The 23024-nt window shown below is 44.1% G+C and carries 18 protein-coding genes and 1 pseudogene; 13 read left to right on the forward strand and 6 right to left on the reverse strand.

Annotation, left to right across the window (positions count from 1 at the left end; translation table 11 throughout):
• Positions 1 to 6: 6 nt before the first annotated feature.
• The 3 genes from nuoL to CO230_RS08490 all read left to right on the forward strand — a co-directional run bounded on the left by nuoL (position 7) and on the right by CO230_RS08490 (position 4858).
• Entirely contained in the window at positions 7 to 1902 is a 1896-nt protein-coding gene (gene nuoL / locus CO230_RS08480; protein ID WP_122028202.1) for an NADH-quinone oxidoreductase subunit L, read from the forward strand.
• 3 nt (positions 1903 to 1905) lie between these two features.
• Entirely contained in the window at positions 1906 to 3399 is a 1494-nt protein-coding gene (locus CO230_RS08485) for a NuoM family protein (protein WP_122028203.1), read from the forward strand.
• A 79-nt stretch (positions 3400 to 3478) separates the two neighbouring features.
• Positions 3479 to 4858 carry an NADH-quinone oxidoreductase subunit N gene (locus tag CO230_RS08490; protein ID WP_122028204.1) on the forward strand — a complete coding sequence of 460 codons (1380 nt, stop codon included), beginning with the start codon at positions 3479 to 3481 and terminating at the stop codon, positions 4856 to 4858.
• Positions 4859 to 4937: 79 nt separating this feature from the next.
• On the opposite strand, the gene CO230_RS08495 is transcribed toward CO230_RS08490, so the two are convergent.
• The 5 genes from CO230_RS08495 to ruvX all read right to left on the reverse strand — a co-directional run bounded on the left by CO230_RS08495 (position 4938) and on the right by ruvX (position 8482).
• Positions 4938 to 6047, reverse strand: a complete 1110-nt coding sequence (locus tag CO230_RS08495) for an FUSC family protein (RefSeq protein WP_122028205.1) — start codon at positions 6045 to 6047, stop codon at positions 4938 to 4940.
• Complete coding sequence (gene mazG, locus CO230_RS08500; protein WP_122028206.1) at positions 6017 to 6787, reverse strand: nucleoside triphosphate pyrophosphohydrolase; 771 nt, start codon at positions 6785 to 6787, stop codon at positions 6017 to 6019. The genes CO230_RS08495 and mazG overlap by 31 nt, the downstream gene beginning before the upstream one ends.
• A 102-nt stretch (positions 6788 to 6889) precedes the next feature.
• Entirely contained in the window at positions 6890 to 7444 is a 555-nt protein-coding gene (locus CO230_RS08505; RefSeq protein ID WP_122028207.1) for a DUF5606 domain-containing protein, read from the reverse strand.
• Positions 7445 to 7499: 55 nt separating this feature from the next.
• Positions 7500 to 8072, reverse strand: coding sequence for a peptide deformylase (gene def, locus CO230_RS08510; protein WP_122028208.1), 573 nt, complete (start codon positions 8070 to 8072; stop codon positions 7500 to 7502).
• Positions 8069 to 8482 (reverse strand): Holliday junction resolvase RuvX, encoded by a 414-nt coding sequence (gene ruvX, locus CO230_RS08515; protein WP_122028209.1) that lies wholly within the window; start codon positions 8480 to 8482, stop codon positions 8069 to 8071. Before ruvX ends, def begins: the two co-directional genes overlap by 4 nt.
• A gap of 110 nt (positions 8483 to 8592) precedes the next feature.
• Between ruvX and CO230_RS08520 the strand changes: the two genes are divergently transcribed.
• On the forward strand, positions 8593 to 9069 hold the full coding sequence (locus tag CO230_RS08520) for a SixA phosphatase family protein (protein WP_122028210.1): 477 nt from the start codon (positions 8593 to 8595) through the stop codon (positions 9067 to 9069).
• A 54-nt stretch (positions 9070 to 9123) separates the two neighbouring features.
• Here the strand turns inward: CO230_RS08520 and CO230_RS08525 are convergent, their stop codons facing one another.
• On the reverse strand, positions 9124 to 10674 hold the full coding sequence (locus CO230_RS08525) for a serine hydrolase (protein ID WP_122028211.1): 1551 nt from the start codon (positions 10672 to 10674) through the stop codon (positions 9124 to 9126).
• 161 nt (positions 10675 to 10835) lie between these two features.
• On the opposite strand from CO230_RS08525, the gene pyrF reads away from it, so the two are divergent.
• The 9 genes and pseudogenes from pyrF (at position 10836) to CO230_RS08570 (ending at position 23010) form a co-directional block, all read left to right on the forward strand.
• Positions 10836 to 12194 carry an orotidine-5'-phosphate decarboxylase gene (gene pyrF / locus CO230_RS08530; protein ID WP_122028212.1) on the forward strand — a complete coding sequence of 453 codons (1359 nt, stop codon included), beginning with the start codon at positions 10836 to 10838 and terminating at the stop codon, positions 12192 to 12194.
• 153 nt (positions 12195 to 12347) lie between these two features.
• Positions 12348 to 13553 (forward strand): RsmB/NOP family class I SAM-dependent RNA methyltransferase, encoded by a 1206-nt coding sequence (locus CO230_RS08535; protein ID WP_122028213.1) that lies wholly within the window; start codon positions 12348 to 12350, stop codon positions 13551 to 13553.
• A 229-nt stretch (positions 13554 to 13782) separates the two neighbouring features.
• A complete protein-coding gene (gene asnB / locus CO230_RS08540) occupies positions 13783 to 15453 on the forward strand; it encodes an asparagine synthase B (RefSeq protein WP_122028214.1) in 1671 nt (556 codons plus the stop codon).
• A gap of 87 nt (positions 15454 to 15540) precedes the next feature.
• On the forward strand, positions 15541 to 16944 hold the full coding sequence (locus CO230_RS08545) for an MFS transporter (RefSeq protein WP_122028215.1): 1404 nt from the start codon (positions 15541 to 15543) through the stop codon (positions 16942 to 16944).
• A gap of 179 nt (positions 16945 to 17123) precedes the next feature.
• On the forward strand, positions 17124 to 18173 hold the full coding sequence (locus CO230_RS08550) for an Atu2307/SP_0267 family LLM class monooxygenase (protein WP_122028216.1): 1050 nt from the start codon (positions 17124 to 17126) through the stop codon (positions 18171 to 18173).
• A gap of 40 nt (positions 18174 to 18213) precedes the next feature.
• Positions 18214 to 19121, forward strand: a pseudogene (locus CO230_RS08555) (pirin family protein).
• 88 nt (positions 19122 to 19209) lie between these two features.
• On the forward strand, positions 19210 to 20724 hold the full coding sequence (locus tag CO230_RS08560; RefSeq protein ID WP_122028217.1) for a catalase: 1515 nt from the start codon (positions 19210 to 19212) through the stop codon (positions 20722 to 20724).
• 132 nt (positions 20725 to 20856) lie between these two features.
• Positions 20857 to 21141, forward strand: coding sequence for a GNAT family N-acetyltransferase (locus CO230_RS08565; protein WP_185140487.1), 285 nt, complete (start codon positions 20857 to 20859; stop codon positions 21139 to 21141).
• Positions 21142 to 21432: 291 nt separating this feature from the next.
• Positions 21433 to 23010 (forward strand): sodium:solute symporter, encoded by a 1578-nt coding sequence (locus CO230_RS08570; protein ID WP_122028218.1) that lies wholly within the window; start codon positions 21433 to 21435, stop codon positions 23008 to 23010.
• Positions 23011 to 23024 lie beyond the last annotated feature (14 nt).

Raw genomic sequence — 23024 nt, forward strand, 5'->3', positions numbered from 1 at the left:
GAGAGTATGGAAAATTTAATTTACGCATTAATACTTTTGCCACTTGCCGGGTTTCTTGTGAACGGACTTTTCGGGAAGAAGATGCCAAAAATGGTGGTCGGCACTATCGCGACACTGGTGGTATTCGCAGCTTTTTGTATCGCTGTAAGCCTTTTCGCCCAGTTTGAAGCAGATTCTCAGCCTGTTATTGTACGTGCTTTCGAATGGTTTCGGGTAAATGGTGTACAAGTGAACTTCAGTTTTCAGGTTGACCAGCTATCACTGATGATGACGATGATTATTACGGGCATCGGTTCGCTTATCCATCTTTATTCTATCGGTTATATGAGCCATGACAAAGGTTTTTATAAATTCTTTGCTTATCTTAACTTATTCATCTTCTCGATGTTACTGCTTGTACTTGGCAGCAACTATCTTATTTTATTCATCGGTTGGGAAGGGGTTGGCTTATGCTCTTACCTGTTAATTGGTTTCTGGTACACTAACCAAGAATATGGCGCGGCCGCCAGAAAGGCTTTTATCATGAACCGAATTGGTGATCTTGGGATGATTATGGGTATTCTGATGATTGCCTACCAAACCAACGCGGTAGATTTCCTTTCTGTAGCACAGAATTCATCAAAATTTGAGCTTGACTCACCGATCATTATCTTCATTACCATCAGTTTATTTATCGGTGCGGTAGGTAAATCCGCCCAGGTTCCTTTATTCACGTGGCTTCCAGATGCGATGGCTGGCCCAACACCGGTGTCTGCATTAATTCACGCGGCAACAATGGTGACCGCCGGTATTTATTTGGTGGTACGTTCCAACTTTTTATTCTCGCTGGCGCCATCCACTATGGAGGTGATCCTTTTCATCGGGTTGTTAACGGCTTTAGTAGCGGCATTTATCGGTCTTCGACAGAATGATATTAAGAAAGTGCTGGCCTACTCTACTGTTTCGCAGCTTGGCTTCATGTTCGTGGCATTGGGTGTTGGCGCTTATACTACTGCCATGTTCCATCTGATGACGCATGCTTTCTTCAAGGCATTGCTGTTCCTTGGTTCCGGCTCGGTGATCCATGCCATGAGTGGTGAACAGGATATGCGTTTCATGGGAGGTTTAAAAAAGATTATTCCTGTAACTCATATTACCTTCCTTATCGGTACGTTGGCGATTTCGGGCTTCCCGTTCCTTTCGGGGATGATCTCAAAAGATGAAATCTTAACCAGCGTGTATGGCAACAACCCCTTGCTTTGGGGTGTACTGTTCATCGTAGCTACTTTAACGGCTATCTATATGTTCCGTGCGTACTACCTTACTTTCCATGGGGAATTTCGCGGTACTGAAGCGCAGAAAGCTCACCTGCATGAAAGTCCTAAAACCATGACAATCCCGCTCATCATTCTTGCAGCCTTGTCAATCATCGGTGGTTTCATCAACCTTCCACATTTCATTGGCCATGGTGAATATGCCTTCCTTGGTGAATGGCTGAACAATATTTATGTGTACGATACAGATTTGCCTACTGTACCTTTCGGAACAGAGATGATTTTGCTGAGCCTTACCGTCATCATGTTCTTTACGGTTTGGTTTGTGGTGAAAAACATCTATGTGAATAAGAAAAAAATGGCTTTGCCTGATGAAAAATATACCGGCTGGGAAAGACTCTCGAACCGAAAACTATATCTTGATGAATTGAATAACGCGATCATCGTGCGTTTTATTGAAGGATTGGGTGTTGGTGGCAACATGTTCGACAAAGGTGTCCTAAACAGATTTGTTGATTTCATCGGTAGTGGTGCCGAAGATTCCGGGCGAGCGGCGAAACGTCTTCAGAACGGAAATGTAGAGAACTATGTGCTCATCATGTCTCTGGCTATCGGAATTATCTTAATTGTTAACTTTTTATTACAATAGTAAATGTCGTATCTCTTATTAACATTCCTTCTATTGCCTCTGGTAGGTTCTGCAGTAGTGTTCGCGTGGAAGAATCCCGCAAGTAAACTGGTGGCGCTGGGATTTGCATTTGCACAAATGTTCCTCACCTTTTATATGCTTTCCGGGTTTGATTTTAAGCCTACTGTAGATGGTGTTCTTCAGTATGAGATTAATTACCCGTGGTCTCAGTTTATAAAAAGTAACCTGCATTTCGGTATTGATGGCATGAGTATGGTGCTTTTGCTGCTTACGAACATCCTTACCCCATTAATCATTTTGTCTTCATTTAATGAGAAGCCTGGGTACAGAAACACGTTTTATGGTCTTATCCTGCTGATGCAGTTTGGCCTTATCGGAGTTTTCACTGCGTTGGATGGGCTTCTATTCTATATCTTCTGGGAAGTAACGCTGATACCGATTTGGTTAATCGCCGGAATTTGGGGGCAGGAGAATAAAAAAATACAGTTTACCACGAAGTTCTTCGTCTACACCTTTGTAGGGTCGCTGTTTATGTTGTTGGGTTTTATCTACGTTTACACCAACTCCGCCTCGTTTGCACTTACAGATATGTACAATGCTGAGTTGAACGCTACCGAACAGACGGTTGTTTTCTGGTTTATCTTCTTTGCGTTTGCTGTTAAACTCCCGATTTTCCCATTCCACTCCTGGCAGTCCGATACATATACTTACTCGCCGACACAAGGTACGATGCTCTTATCGGGTATCATGCTGAAGATGGCAGTATATGGCGTCTTAAGATATTTGCTTCCGGTGGCACCAGAACCTGTGTTGGGCATTTCAGGTAAAATCGTCCTCGTACTTGCGATTGTAGGGATTGTACACGGTGCGCTGATTGCCATCGCACAAAACGATTCCAAACGAATCCTCGCTTATTCTTCGCTCTCCCACGTAGGATTGATGGTGGCAGGTATTATGGCTTCCGCAATCCTTACCATGGAAGGTACACTAATGATTGAAGGGGGCGAAGGCGCTTTGATACAGGCATTTGCCCACGGTATCAATGTGACGGGACTTTTCTACTGTGCCGATATTCTATATAAAAGATTTAAAACCCGCGACATCCGTCAGATGGGTGGTTTAGCGAAAGTAGCTCCTAAATTTGCGGTACTTTTCATGATTATATTGCTGGGTTCGGTTGGTTTACCTTTAACAAATGGTTTCATTGGAGAATTTATCCTTATTAAATCCATTTTTGATCTTAACAAACTAGCCGCTGTCATCGCAGGTTTAACCATGATTTTCTCGGCGGTGTATCTGTTCCGTTTCTATGGCAAAGCCATGTTTGGGGAAGGTGACGAGCGCGTGTTGGCTTCCGCTGAAGACCTTTCTGCGGTAGAATTTTCGGTGCTTGCCTCTTTAGCGGTATTCGTTATTCTGCTGGGACTTTTCCCACAGCCGGTGATCGAAATGGTGGGCAGCCCACTGAAGTTTATTTTTACTTCTATGCTGAATTAAAAAATTAAATAATTAAGAAAAACAAAGCTCGGGACTTCATGTAATTGACTTTTCGGCTTAAATCTCAAATCTAAATTAAATGAGCGTTCTAATAATTATATTCCTTACCGCAGTGGCAGCGCTTTTTGCTGGGGTGTATGAACAAGGAAGATTCTCTAGATACATCAGCATCCTGGGACTTTTAGTGGCATTCTATGTAAGTTTCTTACCAGAGGCTGATTTTTTTGCCCAGTACAAATCGATGTTTGAATATACTGCCAACGCAGCCCTTTTCACGAAAGTTGCATTGGTGGTAACATTGCTGATTTTTTTCCTGGGCGGCTTTGCGTTCAGTAATCACCGCAGCCATCAGTCGGAACTGTATGCACTGATGCTTTTCGCTTTGTGCGGAGGGATTGTACTGTTTGGTTTTCAAAATTTGGTGACGTTATTTCTTGGTGTAGAAATTCTTTCTATCCCGTTATATGTACTGGCAGGAAGTAACAAGACCGACCTGCGTTCCAATGAAGCCTCCATCAAATATTTTCTGATGGGCGCGTTTGCAACAGGATTCCTGCTTTTTGGTATCGCGTTGGTTTATGGAAGCTCCAGCAGTTTTGATCTGTACCAAATCCATGAATATTCGGTAAATAACCCTAAAGATTTCATTTTTGCCGCGGGTGCAGTGCTGATGTTGGCTGCCTTGGCGTTTAAAGTTTCGATGGCGCCGTTCCATATGTGGAGCCCGGATGTTTACCAGGGGTCACCTTCATTAATCACCACTTTCATGATGTCTGTGGTAAAGATTTCCGCGTTCTTTGCTTTCTTTAAAGTGATGACAATAGGATTTTCAGGCATTACCAGTGCTTGGGTTAATATTATCGGGGTATTGATTATTATTACGTTATTCCTAGCGAATACCATGGGACTTGCCCAAAGTAACGCTAAAAGAATGCTGGCTTACTCCTCTGTATCACACGTAGGTTATCTTGCGCTTATTTTCTTCGGTCTCAACAGCCTTTCTGCCTATAATTTAGCATTCTACCTATTTGCTTATTCATTGGCAACTATTGGTGTCATGATGTGCCTGATTTGGGTGGAAAAACTAAAGCGCGAAACCTCATTCAACGCGTTCCGGGGTCTTGCTCAGACAGAACCTTTATTGGCGGTAACCGCAGCCATAGGCATGCTATCGATGGCCGGTATTCCATTGACAGCAGGTTTTATGGGTAAGTTCGCGATCTTTGCGCAGGCGATCAAGTCGACACCATTCCTGGTGCTTATTGCGATCTTAGGCTCTGCGATTTCAATCGCTTACTACCTGCGGCTGATTATGGCGATGTTCTTCCCGAAAGAAAGCAGTTTTAAGACGTCTGAAAGAGTGCCGTTAACTTATAATATTGTAGCAGTATTTATCATTATAGCTTTGGTAGCGTTCGGGATTTTCCCAGATCTTTTCGCCCGCCAGTTCGGACTTTGATATTTATTCGCTTAAAGATAAAGACGCCGCGCATCACTTTGTGATGCGCGGCGTCTCTTTAATATTGACCACATAAAATCTAAATCTTCTTCAACAATATCTTGGTACCTCTGAATTTCTTTTCCAGGAAAGCAATTACATCTTTGTTGTGAAGGAATAGACCCGCTGCAAAACCTATCATGCTACCGATAATGGTATCCACCAAGCGCGAATACATCAGCGTGTCGATATCCAGATATTGCACACCTGCTGTTTCGGCCAGAATGATCGTCATCGGCGTAATAAAGATGGCTGCCAGCAGATAATTTCTTACGATCATCATTTCTGTAAGGAACTGCAGAGAAGCCAGGATAAATATCAATGCCAATGCTGTAGGTTGGGTACTGAAGATAAACCAGGTAAGCCCAAGCCCTAAAAAAGTGCCGAAGATCCGGTGCAAATTCCGCTGTGATGTGTGTGTAAGGTCCTTCCCCTGCAATACGGCCAGCGCAGAGACGGGTATCCAGTAAGGGCTGCCTTCGTCCACGGCATAACCTACCAGCAATGCCGCACCCAGCGCAACCGCAAGAATAATACTTTCGACGGTTTTTGTGTAACGTGATTTCCGGGGTGTCATTCGTGGGATATCCACCACATGCTTTGCGATATATACGGAATATAAAAACGCCAAAACTACAGCGAGTATGGAGCCCATCGCGAAAAGCCCAACGTGCGTGGGCAACAGACCAAGATTATGGTCAATATTAGTCGCAACGGCGCAAGCCATGATAAAAAAGAAATTCCGCGGCGGCGGAATATCAAAATAAGAGGTGATTAGATGTGCCTGAAAAGCCACAAATGCCAGTGAAAGGGCACTGAACCACGGGTTAAAACTGAACAGAAGCCCAATGATGAAAGATAGCGTCATCCCAAACGCACAAAATATTAAATGTGTAATCCGTTTTTCAAGTGAAGCGTGTGTAAAATACAGAATGGTAAGTGCGCCCATGCAGGCAATATTCCCGAAATAAGGTTTACCCACAAGCCAGCCAGTGAACACACAAAGCCCTACGCAAATCCCCGCTAAAAGCGGGAAATGCCATCTGCGTTCCGTCTGCTTGATTTCGACAAACGATCTTGCATACTCTCGGAAGGTATGCCGAAACCTCCTTTTCATGATTACAACACGTCTTTCTTTGCTTTTTCCCATAATTCATCCATTTGGGTGAGTGACATATCCGACAGTTCGCGTTTTTCTTCTTTTGCGAGCTGCTCCATTTTCTGAAAACGTTTAATGAATTTCAGGTTGGTACGTTCCAAAGCAGAATCTGGATTGATGCCGGTGAGTCTGGCGTAATTGATCAATGAGAAAAAAAGGTCGCCAAGTTCTCCTTCTTTCTTCTGAGGATCTTTTTCGGTATGAAATTCTTGCAGTTCTTCCTCAACTTTTTTCCAGGCTTCCTCGGCATCCGGAAACTCGAAACCGATGCCTTTTACTTTCTCCTGTATGCGATAGGCTTTTACGATACTCGGTGTACCTTTGCTGACACCGGAAAGTACGGAGCGGTTACCTTCTTTAAGTTTCAGTTTCTCCCAATTCTGTTTCACTTCTTCCTCATCTTTTACATGGGTATCGCCATAGATGTGCGGATGCCGGAATATAAGTTTTTCGTTAAGGGAATTTATAACATCCGCGATATCGAAACTCTCTTTCTCAGAACCAATTTTTGCGTAAAACACCAGATGCAGCAGCACATCGCCGAGTTCTTTTTTAATTTCGGGCAGGTCTTCCTGTAGTAAAGCGTCTGAAAGTTCATAGACTTCCTCCAGCGTTAGATGGCGCAGCGATTGCAGGGTTTGCTTTTTATCCCAAGGGCATTTTTCGCGCAAGTCATCCATGATATCAAGCAAGCGCGAGAAGGCTTCAAGTTTCTGTTCTTTGGTATTCATTGCAAATATATATGTGTTTTTTGGGCATTCGGGAATAAAAAAACCTTGCCAAGGTCGGGACCTGACAAGGTTAGTGCCTTGTGTGTACAGACACCAATTTTATTAACCCATCTTGCGTGGAGTGCTTTTAGGTGCTGCTTTGGCTGCAGTAGCTTTTACTTTTGGCGTGGCAGCTTTTTCAGTTTTGGGAGCGGCTTTCTTAGTTTCCTTTTTTTCAGTGGCTATAGGCTCTTCCTGTTTCTCTTCGGTAGTTTCTTCAGCTTTTACGAAACTTTCTGGTGTAATGTAGCCAGCTTTGCTCAAGATGTTATACCACTGCGCCAGTTTTTTGATATCTGAAACATAGACACGGTCTGTATCATAATCCGGGAGTGCGGTAAGCATGAAAGCACGGAGTTCGGCATCAGAGGATTTGTGCGAAATGGTTTCTTTATACTCGTAATTCTTAGCGATATTCTCGAAAACATCAAACAGTGGGACTTCTTTATCAAAAGTGAACATGGCGATATTATCAAGTAGGCTGACCTGTGAGGTATTCCCAATGCTGAGTTTTTTCTTCGTTAAAACATCTTCAACGATAAAGCCGTTTTTCAACTGCGAAATTAATTTGTATAATCCCGGTTTGCCAGAGATTGAAATTATTTTTTCTAACTGCATTTTTTTATTTTTTTTAGTTTAGTTATCTGTTTTTTTGTCGGTTTAATGCTTAATTCTATTTCGGGAACCTCATCTTATAGTTTACGGCCACATCGCCTTGGGTAATTTTCATCAGGCGCCCTTTCACCAGTTTTTTCTTCAGCGAACTGAGATGATCGGTAAACAAAATCCCCTCTATATGGTCGTATTCGTGTTGTATTACACGGGCACGCATGTCGGAGAATGTATCGGTATGCTTTACGAAATCTTCGTCATAATATTCAATAACGATGGTTTCTTTTCGCTTCACATCCTCGCGTACATTGGGGATTGAGAGGCAGCCTTCGTTAAACTTCCACTCCTGGCCGGATTCTTCTAGGATGCGTGCGTTAATGAATACTTTTTTAAAATCTTTCAGTTCGTGCGCAATATCTGCGTAATCCTCATCATCGGCAAGTGGCGAAAGATCGGCTATGAAAAGGCGGATATCCAGGCCTACCTGCGGGGCTGCGAGCCCGATGCCGTGGGCAGCGTTCATGGTATCGAACATATTCTCAATCAGTTCTTTCAGGTCCGGGTAATCTTTACTGATTTCCTGGCATTGTTTGCGTAGTACTGCGTCGCCAAAAGCGCGTATTGGTAAAATCATTTCTTCTGTTCTAAAAAATTCTGTAAAATAATGGTGGCGCTTATTTTATCTATTAATCCTTTCTCCTCTCTTTTCTTCTTGGTTTTTCCGCTTTGCGAAATATAAAATGAAGCCATTTTAGAGGTAAACCTTTCATCAAACCGGTACACGGGTACCGTGGGGAACATGGTTTTAAATTTTTCTATAAAGCCAAGGATTTCCTGCTCTATCTCGGAAAGCTGGCCTTTCAGGTCGGTGGGAAGTCCTACCACAATAGCCTCTACCGTGTGTATTTTCAGATAGTTCTGTAGGTAATCCAGGATTTTTGGGGTCGCCACAGTCTCCAATCCCGAAGCGATTAGCTGAAGATCGTCTGTAGCTGCCAGTCCGCATCTTGCCTTTCCGTAATCTATCGCGAGGATTTGTCCCATAGGTTGCAAATTTAATAAATTTTACGCAACCCGATTTCATCCGTCAGATATAAATAGGAGCGGTATATTTCAAAATATTTTATAAATTTAATTCATTAAAAAAATGAACGATGAAAACACTGATCCTGATTCGCCATGCCAAAAGCGACTGGCCTGAGGACACCGAGGATTTTGACCGGCCCCTGGCCGAAACAGGAGTTGAAAATGCCCTGAAAATGGCGCGTCACCTAATAGATAATCACATACAGATTGATAAGTTTATCACCAGCCCCGCCCTTCGTACGCTGAATACGTGTAAGATCTTCAACCAGTGCTACCTGATTGATATGGAGACCAATAAGAAACTCTACAACCCCAATGAAAGCAACTTCGAATCGGTGATCTATGACCTGCCAGATGATGTAACATCGGTAGCGCTGTTTTCACATAATAATGGCATCTCGAATTTTGCCAATACAATGAGCGATCAGGTACTTTCGTTACCCACCTGTGGTGTTGCCGGTTTCACGCTGAACTGTGATTCGTGGAGCGAGTTCGATCAGGCCTCCAAAAAACTTTCATTCTATTTCGAACCCAAAAATCTTTAAAAAAGGAATTAAAAAAACCCTTCCGGAGCAGCGGAAGGGTAATAAATATCCTGACTAAGGCTGTCTTTGCAGATCCAGATCCTCGAAATCGAAACTGAAGTCCGTAATATCCGAGATAGGTTTCATCTTGGCACTTTGGGCTTTGCCGTTTTCATCATAACTGAAGATCACGAAAGCGTCTGCATCATAGCTTCGGTCATCCCACTTTGCGATAAAGGTATTTTGGGAATAAGGCAGTAACTCGCCTTTCAATCGTGGTGAGTTTTTGCAGAAGATGCGGTAAGTATTCCCTTCCTGCGTAATGGTTACATCGCCAAACCAGGCATCGCGGTAGGTACCAGTGAACTGTTTTGCTGTAGGCTGCAGGTTTTTCTCTTTCTTAAAGGCAGCCGACTTGGCGAACACCTCTTTTTTACCTTTTTCGTAATCTGAGTTCATTTTAGCCATTCGGTCAGCGAGGGTTTTCAGCCAGTTGCGGTCCTCAATCCCTAAATAAGCATCTTTAATAGTATTGGTAATGGCAGTGAAAGCGGCGCCGCTTTGTTGGTTGGTTAGGACGATGATACCGAGTTTCAGATCAGGGATGAGGGTAAACTGTGTAACGGTACCGATGAGTCCGCCCGTGTGATACACCTGCTGATATCCCTTCACGTCGGTTAAAAACCAACCGAGGCCGTACCCCGCAAAGTTAGAGTCGTAGGTGTTTTTTATCGCGACAGGCGTATTGATGTGCAGATTCCACAGTTGTTGTATTTGTTTGTCAGAAACCAGCTTCTTACCGTCTTTGGTGGTAAAACCATTCATCAGAAAGTCTGCCCACAGCGTCATATCGGTAATATTACTGATGATGCCACCCGCTGCATCCGCGGTCTCGTTCCAGTCATGTGGTACGGCTACCGCCTTGCCGTTTACAGGCGCATGAGCGTCAATAATGTTGGTGACGCCGGCTGCTTTTGCACGATTGTAATTACCGAAACTGGCAGCCATTCCCACCGGTTTCATGATGCGCTGTTCAATAAATTCTGCCCAAGTAAGTCCTGAAACCCTGCGGATGACCTCGCCGGCAACAATGAACATGATGTTGTTATAATCAAGTGTAGCGCGGAAAGAATGTTCTGGCTTCAGGTAACGTATATTGTGTATGATGTCATTTACTGTCAGTGGCCCGCCTTCCGGGAAAAACATCAGGTCGCCCTGTCCTAGCCCGAGACCGGCGCGGTGAGTGATAAGATCCTTGATGGTGACTTCTTGCGTTACATAGGGATCATACATCCTGAATTCGGGGATATATTTTATCACTTTATCATCAAAACTCAGTTTGCCCTCATCAGCAAGAATGGCCAGCGCGGTACCGGTAAACCCTTTGGAGTTAGAGGCTATGCCTACCAGCGTATTTTCATCCATTTTCTGTTGGGTAAGCAGCGAGCGTTGCCCGAAACCTTTAGCATACACCGTTTTGCCGTCTTTTATAATACCGACAGAAATACCCGGTACATCAAAGGTCTTTAAAGTCTGTTGAATAAGTTCATCAATCTTTTTCTCATCGGCCTGTGCAAAGACCATAACAGAGAACAATACAAATAATAAAGTGAATCTGCGTGACATAAATATTTTTGGTTTGTACGAAGATAAAGATTTTTAACCAAGATCGCCACGCACACACGCTGGTGGTCTGCAAATTGTACTCGTCAGGCAACTACAATCGCTTGTGGCATTCCTCACATTCTATCCGAAAATCCTACATTTGTAATAAAGTAAAAAGTAAAATGACCAGTAAAAAAGATTTTTTTCTTGAATGCTACCAGCTTGGTATCATCAAATTTGGGCGCTTCACCCTTAAAAGTGGTATTGAAAGTCCGTTTTATGTAGACTTGCGTCCACTCTCCTCTGACCCGAAAATCCTCAAGCGACTCGCCAATTATCTGCTCGATATGTTACCGCTGGATAATTTCGATCTTATCTGTGGCGTGCCATATGCCGCGTTGCCGATGGCGACGGCCATGTCGCTGGAGAGCTATCTGCCACTCATCATTAAGAGAAAGGAGGCCAAAGACTACGGTACGAAAAAACTTATTGAGGGTATCTATACCAAAGGGCAAAACTGTTTGCTGGTGGAAGACGTTATTACCTCCGGGAAATCCCTGCTCGAAACGATTCCGGAGATTGAAAATGAAGGTATCAGCGTATCTGATATCGTCGTAGTTCTCGACCGCCAGCAGGGTGGCAAGGAACTGCTGGAAAGCCGCGGTTACCGCGTACACACTTTGTTCACCATTTCAGAAGTGTGTACCATGTTGCAGGAAGAAGGTCATTTATGTGATGATGAAGTCATGCGGATACAGCAGTTTCTAAACGGCAACCAAGTGACTTTTGAAGATAAAAAAAGACTTAGCTACGAACAGAAACTGGAAGCCGCAGATCATTCTGTCACCAAAAAGCTGCTCGAAATTGCCATATCGAAGAAAACAAACCTTATTGCCTCTGCTGATGTGCTGACGACTAATGAACTGCTCGACCTTGCCGACCGCATCGGGCCTCACATCGTCGCCCTAAAGACCCACATCGACATCATTACCGATTTCGATCCTGATACCACCATTCTCCCACTGAAAGACCTGGCGACAAAACACAACTTCCTGCTGATGGAAGACCGTAAATTCGCGGATATTGGCAATACGCAGGAACTTCAGTTTTCTTATGGGATGTACAAAATATCAAACTGGGCAGATTTCGTTACCTCACATGTCATTGGTGGCTACAATTCTTTAGATTGCTTCCTGAATGTTGGCGTAGTAGCCATATTAGGGATGTCTTCTACAGGTACGCTCACCGACCGCAATTATCATACAGAAGCACTTAAGGTCGCCCAGGCACATCCAAATGTCATTGGCGGTGTATCTCAACAACAGCTACCTGATGAGTTATTACTGTTCACACCCGGCATCAGCCTTGCTGAAACTGGTGACACCAAAGGGCAGCAATACCATACACCGGAACATGCATTCAGAAACCTGCATACAGATTTCATCATCGTAGGTCGCGGCATTTACAAAGCGGAAGATGCGGAAAGCGCAGCGCTGCAATACAAGATAGCAGGCTGGAATGCTTACCAAGAAACACTATAGAAACCTTCGTCAAAGTCATAAAGTCACCAACAGTTGGTGACTTTTTCATTATCCATTAAAGTGCCTTGCTGGCGATTATTTAATTATGCTTTAAAAAACGTAATTTTGCAGCTGCGGGGAAATCTCCGTTTTCTTTACAATAAATTTACCTTAATGGAACTTATACACCGAAACTTACTGATAGGAATACACGATGCCCTGCACGAAACTTTCTTTGAAGACCGCAAATATGCCGACAAAGTAATCGAGCGGCTGCTGAAAGCCAACCGCAAATGGGGCAGCGAAGACCGAAAGGTAGTTTCGCAGATTTTCTACGACATCATCCGCTGGAAAAAACGCCTCGAATATTACATGGGCGAAGGCGCAAAGCCCAACAATATTTACAAGATGATACTCGCCTATTGCCTGTGGACCAAAACCCATTACAAGAAATTCGAGGAATTTGACGGAATAAAGATTGCCGATATTTTAAATAAACTCAAGAAGAACACGGTTCCTACAAAAGCCATCGAACATTCCGTTCCCGAATGGCTTGCCAGTACGCTCGAAAAAGAACTTGGCCCTACTTGGGAGCGCGAGATGATTGCCCTCAATGAGCAGGCACCCACCATTCTGCGTGCAAATACTTTAAAAACTACCGCAAAAGAGTTGATTTCGGATTTGAAAGATGAAAACGTAGAAAGTTTTGCCATCCCAAATTATCCTGACGCCGTACAGCTCGAAGAGAAAAAGAATGTCTTTCTTACCTCAGCCTTCAAAGATGGTCTTTTTGAGGTGCAGGACGCGTCATCACAAAAAATTGGCGAATTGCTGGATGTACATGAAGGTATGCGTGTGGTAGACGCCTGCGCGGGAGCCGGTGGAAAAACCCTGCATTTGGCAGCGCTGATGGGAAATAAAGGGCAAATCATCGCTTTGGACATTTTCAACTGGAAACTTGCCGAACTAAAAAGACGCGCAAAGCGCGCTGGCGCTCACAATATCGAAGCCCGACTGATTGATGATAACAAAGTCATCAAAAGGCTTCATGGCAAAGCCGACCGTGTGCTCATCGACGCACCATGCTCAGGTCTTGGCGTGCTGAAAAGAAATCCTGACTCTAAATGGAAGATCGATCAAGATTTTATCGACAGAATAAAGGAAGAACAACAGCAAATTCTGCAAGATTATAGTAAGATGCTTAAAGTAGGCGGGAAAATGGTGTACGCCACCTGCTCAATCCTACCAAGCGAGAATAATGAACAGGTAGAAACTTTCCTTCAGAACAATCCCCAATATAAGTTATTGCGTGAAGAGCGTATTATGCCAAGTGAAGGCTTTGATGGGTTTTATATGGCACTCCTCGAACGGAAATCTTAATACCGGTAACGTAAACATGCAAGGCAGCCTAAAGGTTGCTTTTTTTTTGAAAATTTTAAAGGAGACACACTATTTCTTACACATTAGATAAATATTATTTATAAAATCAAGCTGATAAAAGAATAAATTTAACTTAAATGTGATTTTTATTTTTATTTTTAAAGTTTAATGATATGTTTGCATTAGAATTTTAATTAAAAACTAATAACTGCTTATATAAATTAATCTTATGTGTGGAATTGTATGCTTATTTGATGCCCGACAGAATACTGAGACGCTGCGGCCGCAGATACTCGAAATGTCGAAAAAAATCCGCCACCGCGGCCCGGACTGGAGTGGGATATACCAGGATAAAAATGTAATCTTTTCGCACGAGCGCCTGGCTATCGTAGATCCCACATCGGGCAAACAGCCTCTTTACACGAAAGATGGCAAAGTGGTACTCGCTGTAAACGGCGAAATCTATAACCATCAGGAAATCCGTAAAGAATTTCCCGATTACGAGTTCCTTACCCAATCCGATTGCGAAGTAATACTCGCATTATACCGCCGCGATGGTAAAAATTTCCTAGAAAAACTGAACGGTATCTTTGCTTTTGCATTATACGATTCCGAAAACGGCGTTTACCTCGTAGGCAGAGACCACATGGGGATTTGCCCGCTGTACCACGGTTGGGACCGCAGCGGCAACTATTATGTAGCGTCAGAACTTAAAGCTCTGGAAGGTGTCTGTAAAACAATCGAAACTTTTCTGCCAGGACATTTTCTGTACAGCGAAGATGGATATGATCTACAGAAATGGTATCACCGTGACTGGGAAGATTTTGAGAACGTAAAAGGTAACACGACCGATATTTCAGCCATTCGCGAAAGCTTGGAAGCGGCAGTGCACCGCCAGTTGATGAGCGATGTCCCTTATGGCGTACTGCTTTCCGGCGGTTTGGACTCTTCGATAATCGCGGCTGTAACCGCAAAATATGCCCGTAACAGGATTGAGAGCGGCGACACGCAGGAAGCCTGGTACCCGCGCCTGCACAGTTTTGCCGTAGGCTTAGAAGGCAGCCCCGATCTGGAAGCGGCAAGAAAAGCGGCAGATCATATAGGATCTATCCATCATGAAGTACATTTTACCGTTCAGGAGGGACTGGATGCGGTGCGCGATGTCATTTATCATCTGGAGACTTATGATGTAACCACTGTCCGGGCCTCTACACCCATGTATCTCTTAGCACGGGTCATCAAATCCATGGGTATCAAGATGGTACTTTCGGGCGAAGGCAGTGACGAACTGTTTGGTGGTTATCTTTATTTCCATAAAGCACCCAACGCCCGCGAATTTCATGAAGAAACGGTAAGAAAACTCAGCAAACTCCATTTATATGATTGCCTGCGAGCCAACAAAGCCCTGATGAGTTGGGGAATTGAGGGGCGTGTACCTTTTCTTGACAAAGAATTTATAGACACCGCCATGTCTGTAAATCCTAAAGACAAAATGATTGATAAGACCAAAGGCAAAATGGAGAAATGGGTGCTTAGAAAAGCCTTCGAAGATCTTTTGCCAGAATCTATCGCGTGGCGGCAAAAAGAACAGTTCTCTGACGGTGTGGGTTACTCATGGATTGATTCGTTAAAAGAATGTGCTGAAAAAGAAGTAAGTAATGAGATGATGGCTAACGCAAAATTCCGTTTCCCGCTCAATACACCACAGAATAAGGAGGAATACCGCTATCGCACCATCTTCGAGGAACATTTCCCAAGTGAGACTGCCGCAGCCACAGTACCATCAGTACCGTCTGTTGCTTGTTCAACACCCATCGCCCTGGAATGGGATGAAGCCTTCAAGAAAATGAATGACCCCAGTGGGCGGGCGGTTATCAGTGTACATGAAGACAGTTATTAGACTTACAATATTCCGTTGTTACGACCTGCATTCTTTTCACCGGATGCAGGTTTTGTTTATAGGTGCGGTTTTTGATGTGACGTTTGTATGTCAAAGGAACAGACCTTCAATTCTCCCACGAAAAAAATACTCCCCTTCATCCTTGCTACTGCTATCTTTATGCAAATGCTGGATTCTACGATTCTCAACACCTCGTTACCTTCCATCGCCAAAGATCTGAACGAGTCACCACTGGATATGCAGAACGCGATCATCAGTTATGTGCTTACGCTGGCTGTTTTCATGCCGGTAAGTGGCTTTCTGGCAGATAAATTTGGCACCAAAAAGGTTTTTATTTTCGCAGTCGCAATATTCAGTTTGGGCTCGCTGTTTTGTGCTGCATCTATGAATCTTACACAATTAGCACTTTCGCGTGTGATGCAGGGTATTGGCGGCAGCCTGATGACGCCTGTGGGCAGACTGGCGTTGATGAGGACTTTTGATAAGAATGAACTGTTACCCGCCATGAACTATGCGATTGTACCGGCATTGATAGGTCCCGTACTCGGTCCTGTAGTAGGCGGTTATATGGTTGATTACCTGTCGTGGCACTGGATTTTCCTGATTAACTTACCGATAGGTTTGGCGGGTATCTTGCTCAGCATTCGATATATGCCCAATTATCAGTCAGAGAAAATCAATTTCGACCTGAAGGGTTTTTTAATCTTCGCATCTGCTTCGCTGCTTCTGTCAGTCTCACTTGAACTTTTTGGCACTTCGTCTCACACAACACCCATCCTGTTTATTTTCGTACTCGGATTCTTAATGGTCTTTTACTATTTCTGGCATGCAAGCCGTACCGAAAACCCTATTTTTCCGCTCAATCTTTTCCAGGTGCGTACATTTCGGGTGGGTATCTTGGGTAATCTGGCGACACGGCTTGGGATTAGTTCCATACCGTTGTTGTTACCTTTGATGATACAAATTGCTTACGGAGAAAGTGCGGTAGTTTCCGGCTGGATAGTGGCACCGATGGCACTTACGGCGATGGCAGGAAAATCTACCGTCATTAAAATATTGAATAAAATTGGCTATCGTAAAACATTGATGACCAATACGTTTATTATTGGGATCTTGATCTGCGTTTTGGGTATTCCCGGAATCGATAGTTCGATTTGGTGGTTCGTACCGATTATCGCTGTCATGGGTTTCTTCAACTCCATACAGTTCACTTCTATGAATACCATTGCGATTGCCGACCTTCGCAACAGCCACACGAGCAGTGGAAATTCGCTGCTGGCCGTCAATCAGCAATTGGCCATCGGCTTTGGGATCGCATTCGGACTTATCGTGCTGAAGTTATTTGAAAATAACACCCAATTAATGCATGGCAACCCCCATATGGCTTTCCGATACACCTTCATCGTTGTAGGGTTACTGACGATTCTGTCAGGCTTTGTTTTCAGAAGACTGCATTACCGGGACGGCGAAAACATGCGTTCGGAAGCGTAATATCACAAATTATCCTACATCAAGCGTATTATAGCGAACATGCGATAACTTTACCTATTGATATATTTCCGCAAAGTATTAACATCGCATGTACAATTATTAAAAGTTATTACGTATCATTAATCATTCGCTGTAGGATTCTGCTTTGCCTAAAAACCATTTTATTAAACAGAACGCTTATGAAAAAAATAGAATTCGGACTGATGACTTTCGCTGACATGTCCCCAGAACCCAATCCAGGGAAAGGTACCAACGCTCATCAAAGGATACAGCACCTTCTCGAAGAAATAAAACTCGCAGACAAGCTGGGTGTAGATGTTTTCGGTATTGGCGAGCATCACCGGGACGATTATGCGGTATCATCCCCTGCCACAGTTTTGGCCGCAGCCGCAGCCGTGACGCAGCAAATCAAACTTACGAGCGCGGTTACGGTATTGAGTTCGGATGACCCGGTGCGCATATATCAGCAGTTTGCGACTGTAGACGCCATTTCTGGTGGCAGAGCCGAAATTATGGCAGGCCGAGGCTCCTTCATAGAATCTTTTCCGCTGTTCGGTTACGATTTAAATGATTACGATGAACTCTTTGAAGAAAAACTTGCACTCCTCTTGCAGATAAACAAAGCGGAAAAAGTGACTTGGAGCGGCAATCTTCGGGCACCGTTACATCAGGCAGGCATTTATCCGCGTGCTGTAGATGGTGAATTACCCATCTGGTTAGCTGCCGGTGGTACCCCGGCCTCTGCCTTACGCGCTGCCAAATTAAATTTACCACTGATGCTCGCCATCATCGGGGGTGTTCCGCGGCAGTTTGTACCTTTCATTAATCTTTATAAAAATTCTGCGCTCGAAGCCGGAATACCAGCAGAAAAGTTGCAGATTGGCATTAACAATCACCTTTTTATCGGCGAGGACGGCGATAAAGTAGCTGATGATTTTTTCCCTTATTATGCACAGATGATGGACCGTGTAGGGCGCAGCCGCGGCTGGCAACCCATGTCTCGCGCGCAGTTTGATTATATGCGCTCGGCGGAAGGATCGCTGATGGTAGGCAGCGTAGCGCAAGTGGTAGAAAAAATCGTGTATGAACACAAACTTTTTGGGTTTACAAGGTTTTTCGCGCAAGCCAGCATGAGCTTCGTTCCGCACGAACTTACGATGAAGTCCATTGAGCTTTTTGCGACACAGGTAATACCAGAGGTGAAAAAACGCTTGGCAATATCGTCTTAAGTTACATAACTTTATAAATACTAAAAACACATAGCCTATCATGTCGAACATCGGGTTAATTATCGAAGAAAAAGCTGCCGACATTGGCAATTTCCTGGTGGGCAGGTTATTACCTTTCCGGGAGAAACGTGCGGTAGGTCCATTTGTATTTATCGATCACATGGGTCCTGCAGCATTGAAGGATTACCAGAATCTTGATGTACCGCCACACCCGCACATTGGGTTATCCACCCTCACATATTTGCTGGAAGGTTCAATTCAGCATAAGGATTCTCTTGGAAGTGACATCGAAATCAAACCAGGCGCTGTAAACTGGATGACCGCCGGGAAAGGCGTTGTACACTCTGAACGTACACCTGCATATCTGCGCGGAACCGATAAAAACCTGCATGGCTTCCAGATTTGGGTAGGCTTACCTAAAGCGTTGGAACAAAGCGAACCCACATTCCATCATACCGAAACAAAAGACATCCCACAATGGACAGAAGGAAACTTGCAATATAAACTTATCGCCGGTGAACTTTTCGGTCGCAAATCCCCGGTGCCGGTACACAGCCGTTTATTCTTCCTTGAAATAAAAAGCAGTGCCCGCACAGAGGTGAACATAGGGGAAAACCTTTTCGGTGAAGTAGGGATGTACGTGCTGGAAGGCAGCACCATGATCGAAGGGAATACCTACAGTGTAAAACAGTTACTTATTGCTAAAGATACGAAACTATGCACGTTCGAGATGGCAAAAAACACCACACTTTACCTTTTCGGAGGAGAGCCTTTCCCCGAAGAACGCTATATCTTCTGGAACTTTGTGAACTCTGACAAAACCATTATTGAACAGGCAAAATCAACTGGCACACGCAAAACCACCATGCCTTCCTGAAAGTACCGGGTGATGAAGAGGACTTTGTGCCACTTCCACGCGCCATACTTCAGAGTCGGCTGTCTCTTTAGTCATCATCAATTCCTTCGGATTTAAAATTCCTCAATAAACCAATAATTCTGAAAGTTTCTGTAATTTCATTCACTAAAAATATTAATCATGGACGACAAAAAACGACTTACCCGACAAACTGGCGCACCGGTGCCAGACAACCAAAATGTACAGACCGCCGGGCCACGCGGCCCACTCCTGATGCAAGATTTCTGGTTTTTGGAGAAAATGGCCAACTTCGACCGCGAAGTAATCCCCGAAAGAAGAATGCACGCCAAAGGTTCGGGCGCTTTCGGAACCTTTACAGTAACGCACGATATTACCCAATATACTAAAGCCTACATCTTCAGTGAGATTGGCAAGAAAACCGAAATGTTCGCCCGTTTTTCTACCGTTGCCGGTGAACGCGGAGCGGCAGATGCGGAAAGAGACATCAGGGGATTTGCACTGAAATTTTATACCGATGAAGGCATTTGGGATCTGGTTGGTAATAATACACCGGTATTCTTCTTCCGCGACCCAATGAAGTTTCCGGATCTTAACCATGCGGTAAAACGCGACCCGCGCACCAATATACGCAGTGCCAATAATAACTGGGATTTCTGGACATTGTTGCCTGAAGCATTACACCAAATAACCATTGTAATGAGCGACCGTGGCATCCCAAAAGGCTACCGCCACATGCACGGGTTCGGCAGCCATACTTACAGTTTTATTAATAAAGATAATGTACGGCATTGGGTAAAGTTCCATTTTAGAACGCAGCAGGGCATTGAAAACCTGTCTGAAGAAGAAGCGATTGAAGTGATCGGCCGCGACCGTGAATCTTCACAAAGAGATCTGTATGATAACATCGAGAAAGGGAATTTCCCGAAATGGACCATGTTTGTACAGATCATGACCGAAGAACAGGCCAAGCACTACCGTTTCCACCCGTTTGATTTAACAAAAGTTTGGTCTAAAAAAGATTTCCCGCTGATTGAAGTAGGCGAATTTGAATTGAATAAAAATCCGGACAACTATTTTCAGGATGTGGAGCAAGCCGCATTCAATCCTACGAATATTGTTCCGGGAATTGGTTTCTCACCAGATAAAATGCTGCAAGGCAGATTATTCTCTTACGGGGACGCACAGCGTTATCGTCTGGGGGTAAATCATTTCCAGATTCCAGTAAACAAGCCAAGATGCCCCTACCATGCTTTCCACCGCGATGGGCAGATGCGTGTAGATGGCAACTACGGCTCCACAAAACACTATGAACCTAACAGTTACGGCGAATGGCAGGAGCAGCCAGAAGCCAAAGAACCGCCGCTGGAACTGTATGGTGATGCTTATACGCACAACTTCCGGGATGATGATGAGGATTATTACACACAACCCGGCGACCTTTTCCGCATTATAAAAGCAGATGGTAAAGCTGAAGCTTTATTTAAAAATACAGCGATACATTTGGGCGGGGCTGAAAAATTCATCCAGATCCGACACATCCGAAACTGCTACAAAGCCGACCCAGAATATGGCGAAGGAGTAGCCTACACACTTGGTATTGATATGGATGAGGTGATGAATTTCGATATGTCACCCTACGACCGTTGGGCACCTAAAAAAACACATCAGCCATAATGATGAAAAGTGGAAGATCAGGTCTTCCACTTTTTTGCCCTAGAGAAATCTTTTTTTGCACATCTGGGCACAAATATGGCAACAAAATCGCTGAGCAAAGCTCAGAGATAAAATCTTCAAACATTAAATATTATGATAGATATCAAACACCTAAATCATGGGCAAAAAGGCTCATTTGATCTTTATTATGAAGGCACCAAGGCCGGAAACATGACTTACACATCCGCAGGCAAAGACAAAATAATCATCGACCATACGGAAGTTTCCCCGGAATATGGCGGAAAAGGTCTGGCGAAGGAGCTTGTTTTTGCCGGCGCTGCCTACGCCAGAGAAAATGGGAAGAAGATAATTCCGCTTTGTACGTATGCGAAATCGACATTCGAGAAGCATCGAGAACTACATGATGTCCTCGCCTGATCTAATGACACAGCAGCCGCTACTGTAAATCAGTAGCGGTTTTTTTTGCTTATTGATTGTCACCAACCCTACTTTATAATAGATGATTTGAAATATAAACTGCGCCGCGCCCCGGATTGAACGGCCTGTCTGAGCTCTTTCCCTTATCGCGCCGCCTGCGGCGCGCGATAAGGGAAAAGCGAGTAGTGAAAGCCGGAAATGGCGCCCAAGATAAATAAAAGATTTTAACAACCTCATCGTCTTCTACAACTGTCAAAAAAACTATATTTGCCCATTAATTTTTGACATATAATGAATTCTGCCACTATTCTGTTACTTTTCGTATTCGCGTATTTTATCGGCCTTTTGGTGATTTCTTACTTTACCAGCCGGAACGCGGATAACCAGTCCTTCTTCATTGGGAATAAAAAAAGTAAGTGGTGGCTGGTGGCTTTCGGGATGATTGGCACCAGCCTCAGTGGTGTAACTTTTATCTCGGTGCCTGGCACTGTGGGGAAAATGACTGCGGGCGACTATCCTTTTGGCGGTTTCGAGTATTATATGATGGTCATCGGGTTTTTTCTCGGATATTTTATTGTCGCCGCTATTTTGTTGCCGCTGTATTACCGCATGAATCTCACGTCAATCTACACTTACCTTGGCAGGCGGTTTAATGTGGAGGCGCATAAGATTGGGTCTTTGTTTTTTATTATCTCGCGTTCGATTGGTGCGACTGCACGGCTGTATTTGGTAGTGAATGTGCTTCAGATCTTCCTGTTGCAGGGCCTTGGTATTCCGTTTTGGGTTACGGCGGCGGTGATTTTGCTGATGGTGTTGCTCTATACTTTTGAGGGCGGTGTGAAAACCATTGTGATTACCGACACGCTGCAGACTTCGTTCATGATCCTGAGTTTATTGGCCTGTATCGGATTTATTCTTTCCAACCTTAACATGAGTGCGGGCGAGGCTTATACAGTATTGGCGGAAAAGGATTATACGCATTTTATAAACTTTGATGTAAACTCGAAGACATTTTTCCTGAAAACAATTCTCGGAGGTATGTTCATTACGATTGCGATGACTGGCCTTGATCAAGAGATGATGCAGAAGAACATTTCGGTAGATAACCTGAAAAACTCTAAAAAGAATATGCTTACGTTTGCCGTTACGCTGCTTTTTGTGAACCTCGCCTTTCTTTTCCTTGGGGGCTTGCTGTATCTTTTTGCGATGGAAAATGGCGCACAATACGCCCAATTGACTGAAGTGATAAACGGTAAGGAAAGCATCACGAATGTATTTGGTTTTAAAGATTCCGCCGGCAACATTAGCAATATCATGGGGGACGATCTGTTCCCTGCCCTGTCACTACAAGGGTATTTTCCGCTTTTTATCTCGGTGATTTTCATCATCGGGCTGATTTCGGCGCTGTTTCCTTCGGCTGACGGCGCGTTGACAGCGGTTACCAGTTCTTACTGTGTGGACTTACTGGGTATTAATGAAGATAAAACTAAAACAGAGCAACAGAAGAAAAAATTAAGGATGCAGATCCACCTGATTTTTACGGTGCTGTTCTTTGCACTGATCATGATTTTTAAAGCCATTGATGATAAATCTATTGTATATCTTATTATGGAAGTGGCCGGTTATACGTATGGGCCGCTGTTAGGGCTGTTTGCGTTCGGTATCTTTACGAAACATCAGATCATCCGGAAGTATGCCATCGTTGCAGTAACACTTATCGCCCCTGTGGCTACGTATTTGCTGAATCATCTGGTATCACAGCACACGGATTACCGAATTGGGGTGGAACTTATCATCATCAACGGATTCCTTACATTTATTGGTCTTTGGCTGATACGCGACCGCAGCCAAAATCGCGTGATAGCGTAAACATAAAAAAACCT

This window comes from Chryseobacterium sp. 6424 (genome assembly GCF_003692615.1).
GTDB lineage: Bacteria > Bacteroidota > Bacteroidia > Flavobacteriales > Weeksellaceae > Kaistella.

Bases quoted from the DNA above. Each gene is read 5' to 3' on its own strand.
- CO230_RS08570 (WP_122028218.1), top strand. From the start codon at position 21,433: ATGAATTCTGCCACTATTCTGTTACTTTTCGTATTCGCGTATTTTATC.
- CO230_RS08560 (WP_122028217.1), top strand. From the start codon at position 19,210: ATGGACGACAAAAAACGACTTACCCGACAAACTGGCGCACCGGTGCCA.
- pyrF (WP_122028212.1), top strand. From the start codon at position 10,836: ATGACCAGTAAAAAAGATTTTTTTCTTGAATGCTACCAGCTTGGTATC.
- nuoL (WP_122028202.1), top strand. From the start codon at position 7: ATGGAAAATTTAATTTACGCATTAATACTTTTGCCACTTGCCGGGTTT.
- def (WP_122028208.1), bottom strand. From the start codon at position 8,072: ATGATTTTACCAATACGCGCTTTTGGCGACGCAGTACTACGCAAACAA.
- CO230_RS08565 (WP_185140487.1), top strand. From the start codon at position 20,857: ATGATAGATATCAAACACCTAAATCATGGGCAAAAAGGCTCATTTGAT.
- CO230_RS08535 (WP_122028213.1), top strand. From the start codon at position 12,348: ATGGAACTTATACACCGAAACTTACTGATAGGAATACACGATGCCCTG.
- CO230_RS08525 (WP_122028211.1), bottom strand. From the start codon at position 10,674: ATGTCACGCAGATTCACTTTATTATTTGTATTGTTCTCTGTTATGGTC.
- CO230_RS08495 (WP_122028205.1), bottom strand. From the start codon at position 6,047: ATGGGAAAAAGCAAAGAAAGACGTGTTGTAATCATGAAAAGGAGGTTT.
- CO230_RS08550 (WP_122028216.1), top strand. From the start codon at position 17,124: ATGAAAAAAATAGAATTCGGACTGATGACTTTCGCTGACATGTCCCCA.
- CO230_RS08520 (WP_122028210.1), top strand. From the start codon at position 8,593: ATGAAAACACTGATCCTGATTCGCCATGCCAAAAGCGACTGGCCTGAG.
- CO230_RS08485 (WP_122028203.1), top strand. From the start codon at position 1,906: ATGTCGTATCTCTTATTAACATTCCTTCTATTGCCTCTGGTAGGTTCT.
- asnB (WP_122028214.1), top strand. From the start codon at position 13,783: ATGTGTGGAATTGTATGCTTATTTGATGCCCGACAGAATACTGAGACG.
- ruvX (WP_122028209.1), bottom strand. From the start codon at position 8,482: ATGGGACAAATCCTCGCGATAGATTACGGAAAGGCAAGATGCGGACTG.
- CO230_RS08505 (WP_122028207.1), bottom strand. From the start codon at position 7,444: ATGCAGTTAGAAAAAATAATTTCAATCTCTGGCAAACCGGGATTATAC.
- mazG (WP_122028206.1), bottom strand. From the start codon at position 6,787: ATGAATACCAAAGAACAGAAACTTGAAGCCTTCTCGCGCTTGCTTGAT.
- CO230_RS08490 (WP_122028204.1), top strand. From the start codon at position 3,479: ATGAGCGTTCTAATAATTATATTCCTTACCGCAGTGGCAGCGCTTTTT.
- CO230_RS08545 (WP_122028215.1), top strand. From the start codon at position 15,541: ATGTCAAAGGAACAGACCTTCAATTCTCCCACGAAAAAAATACTCCCC.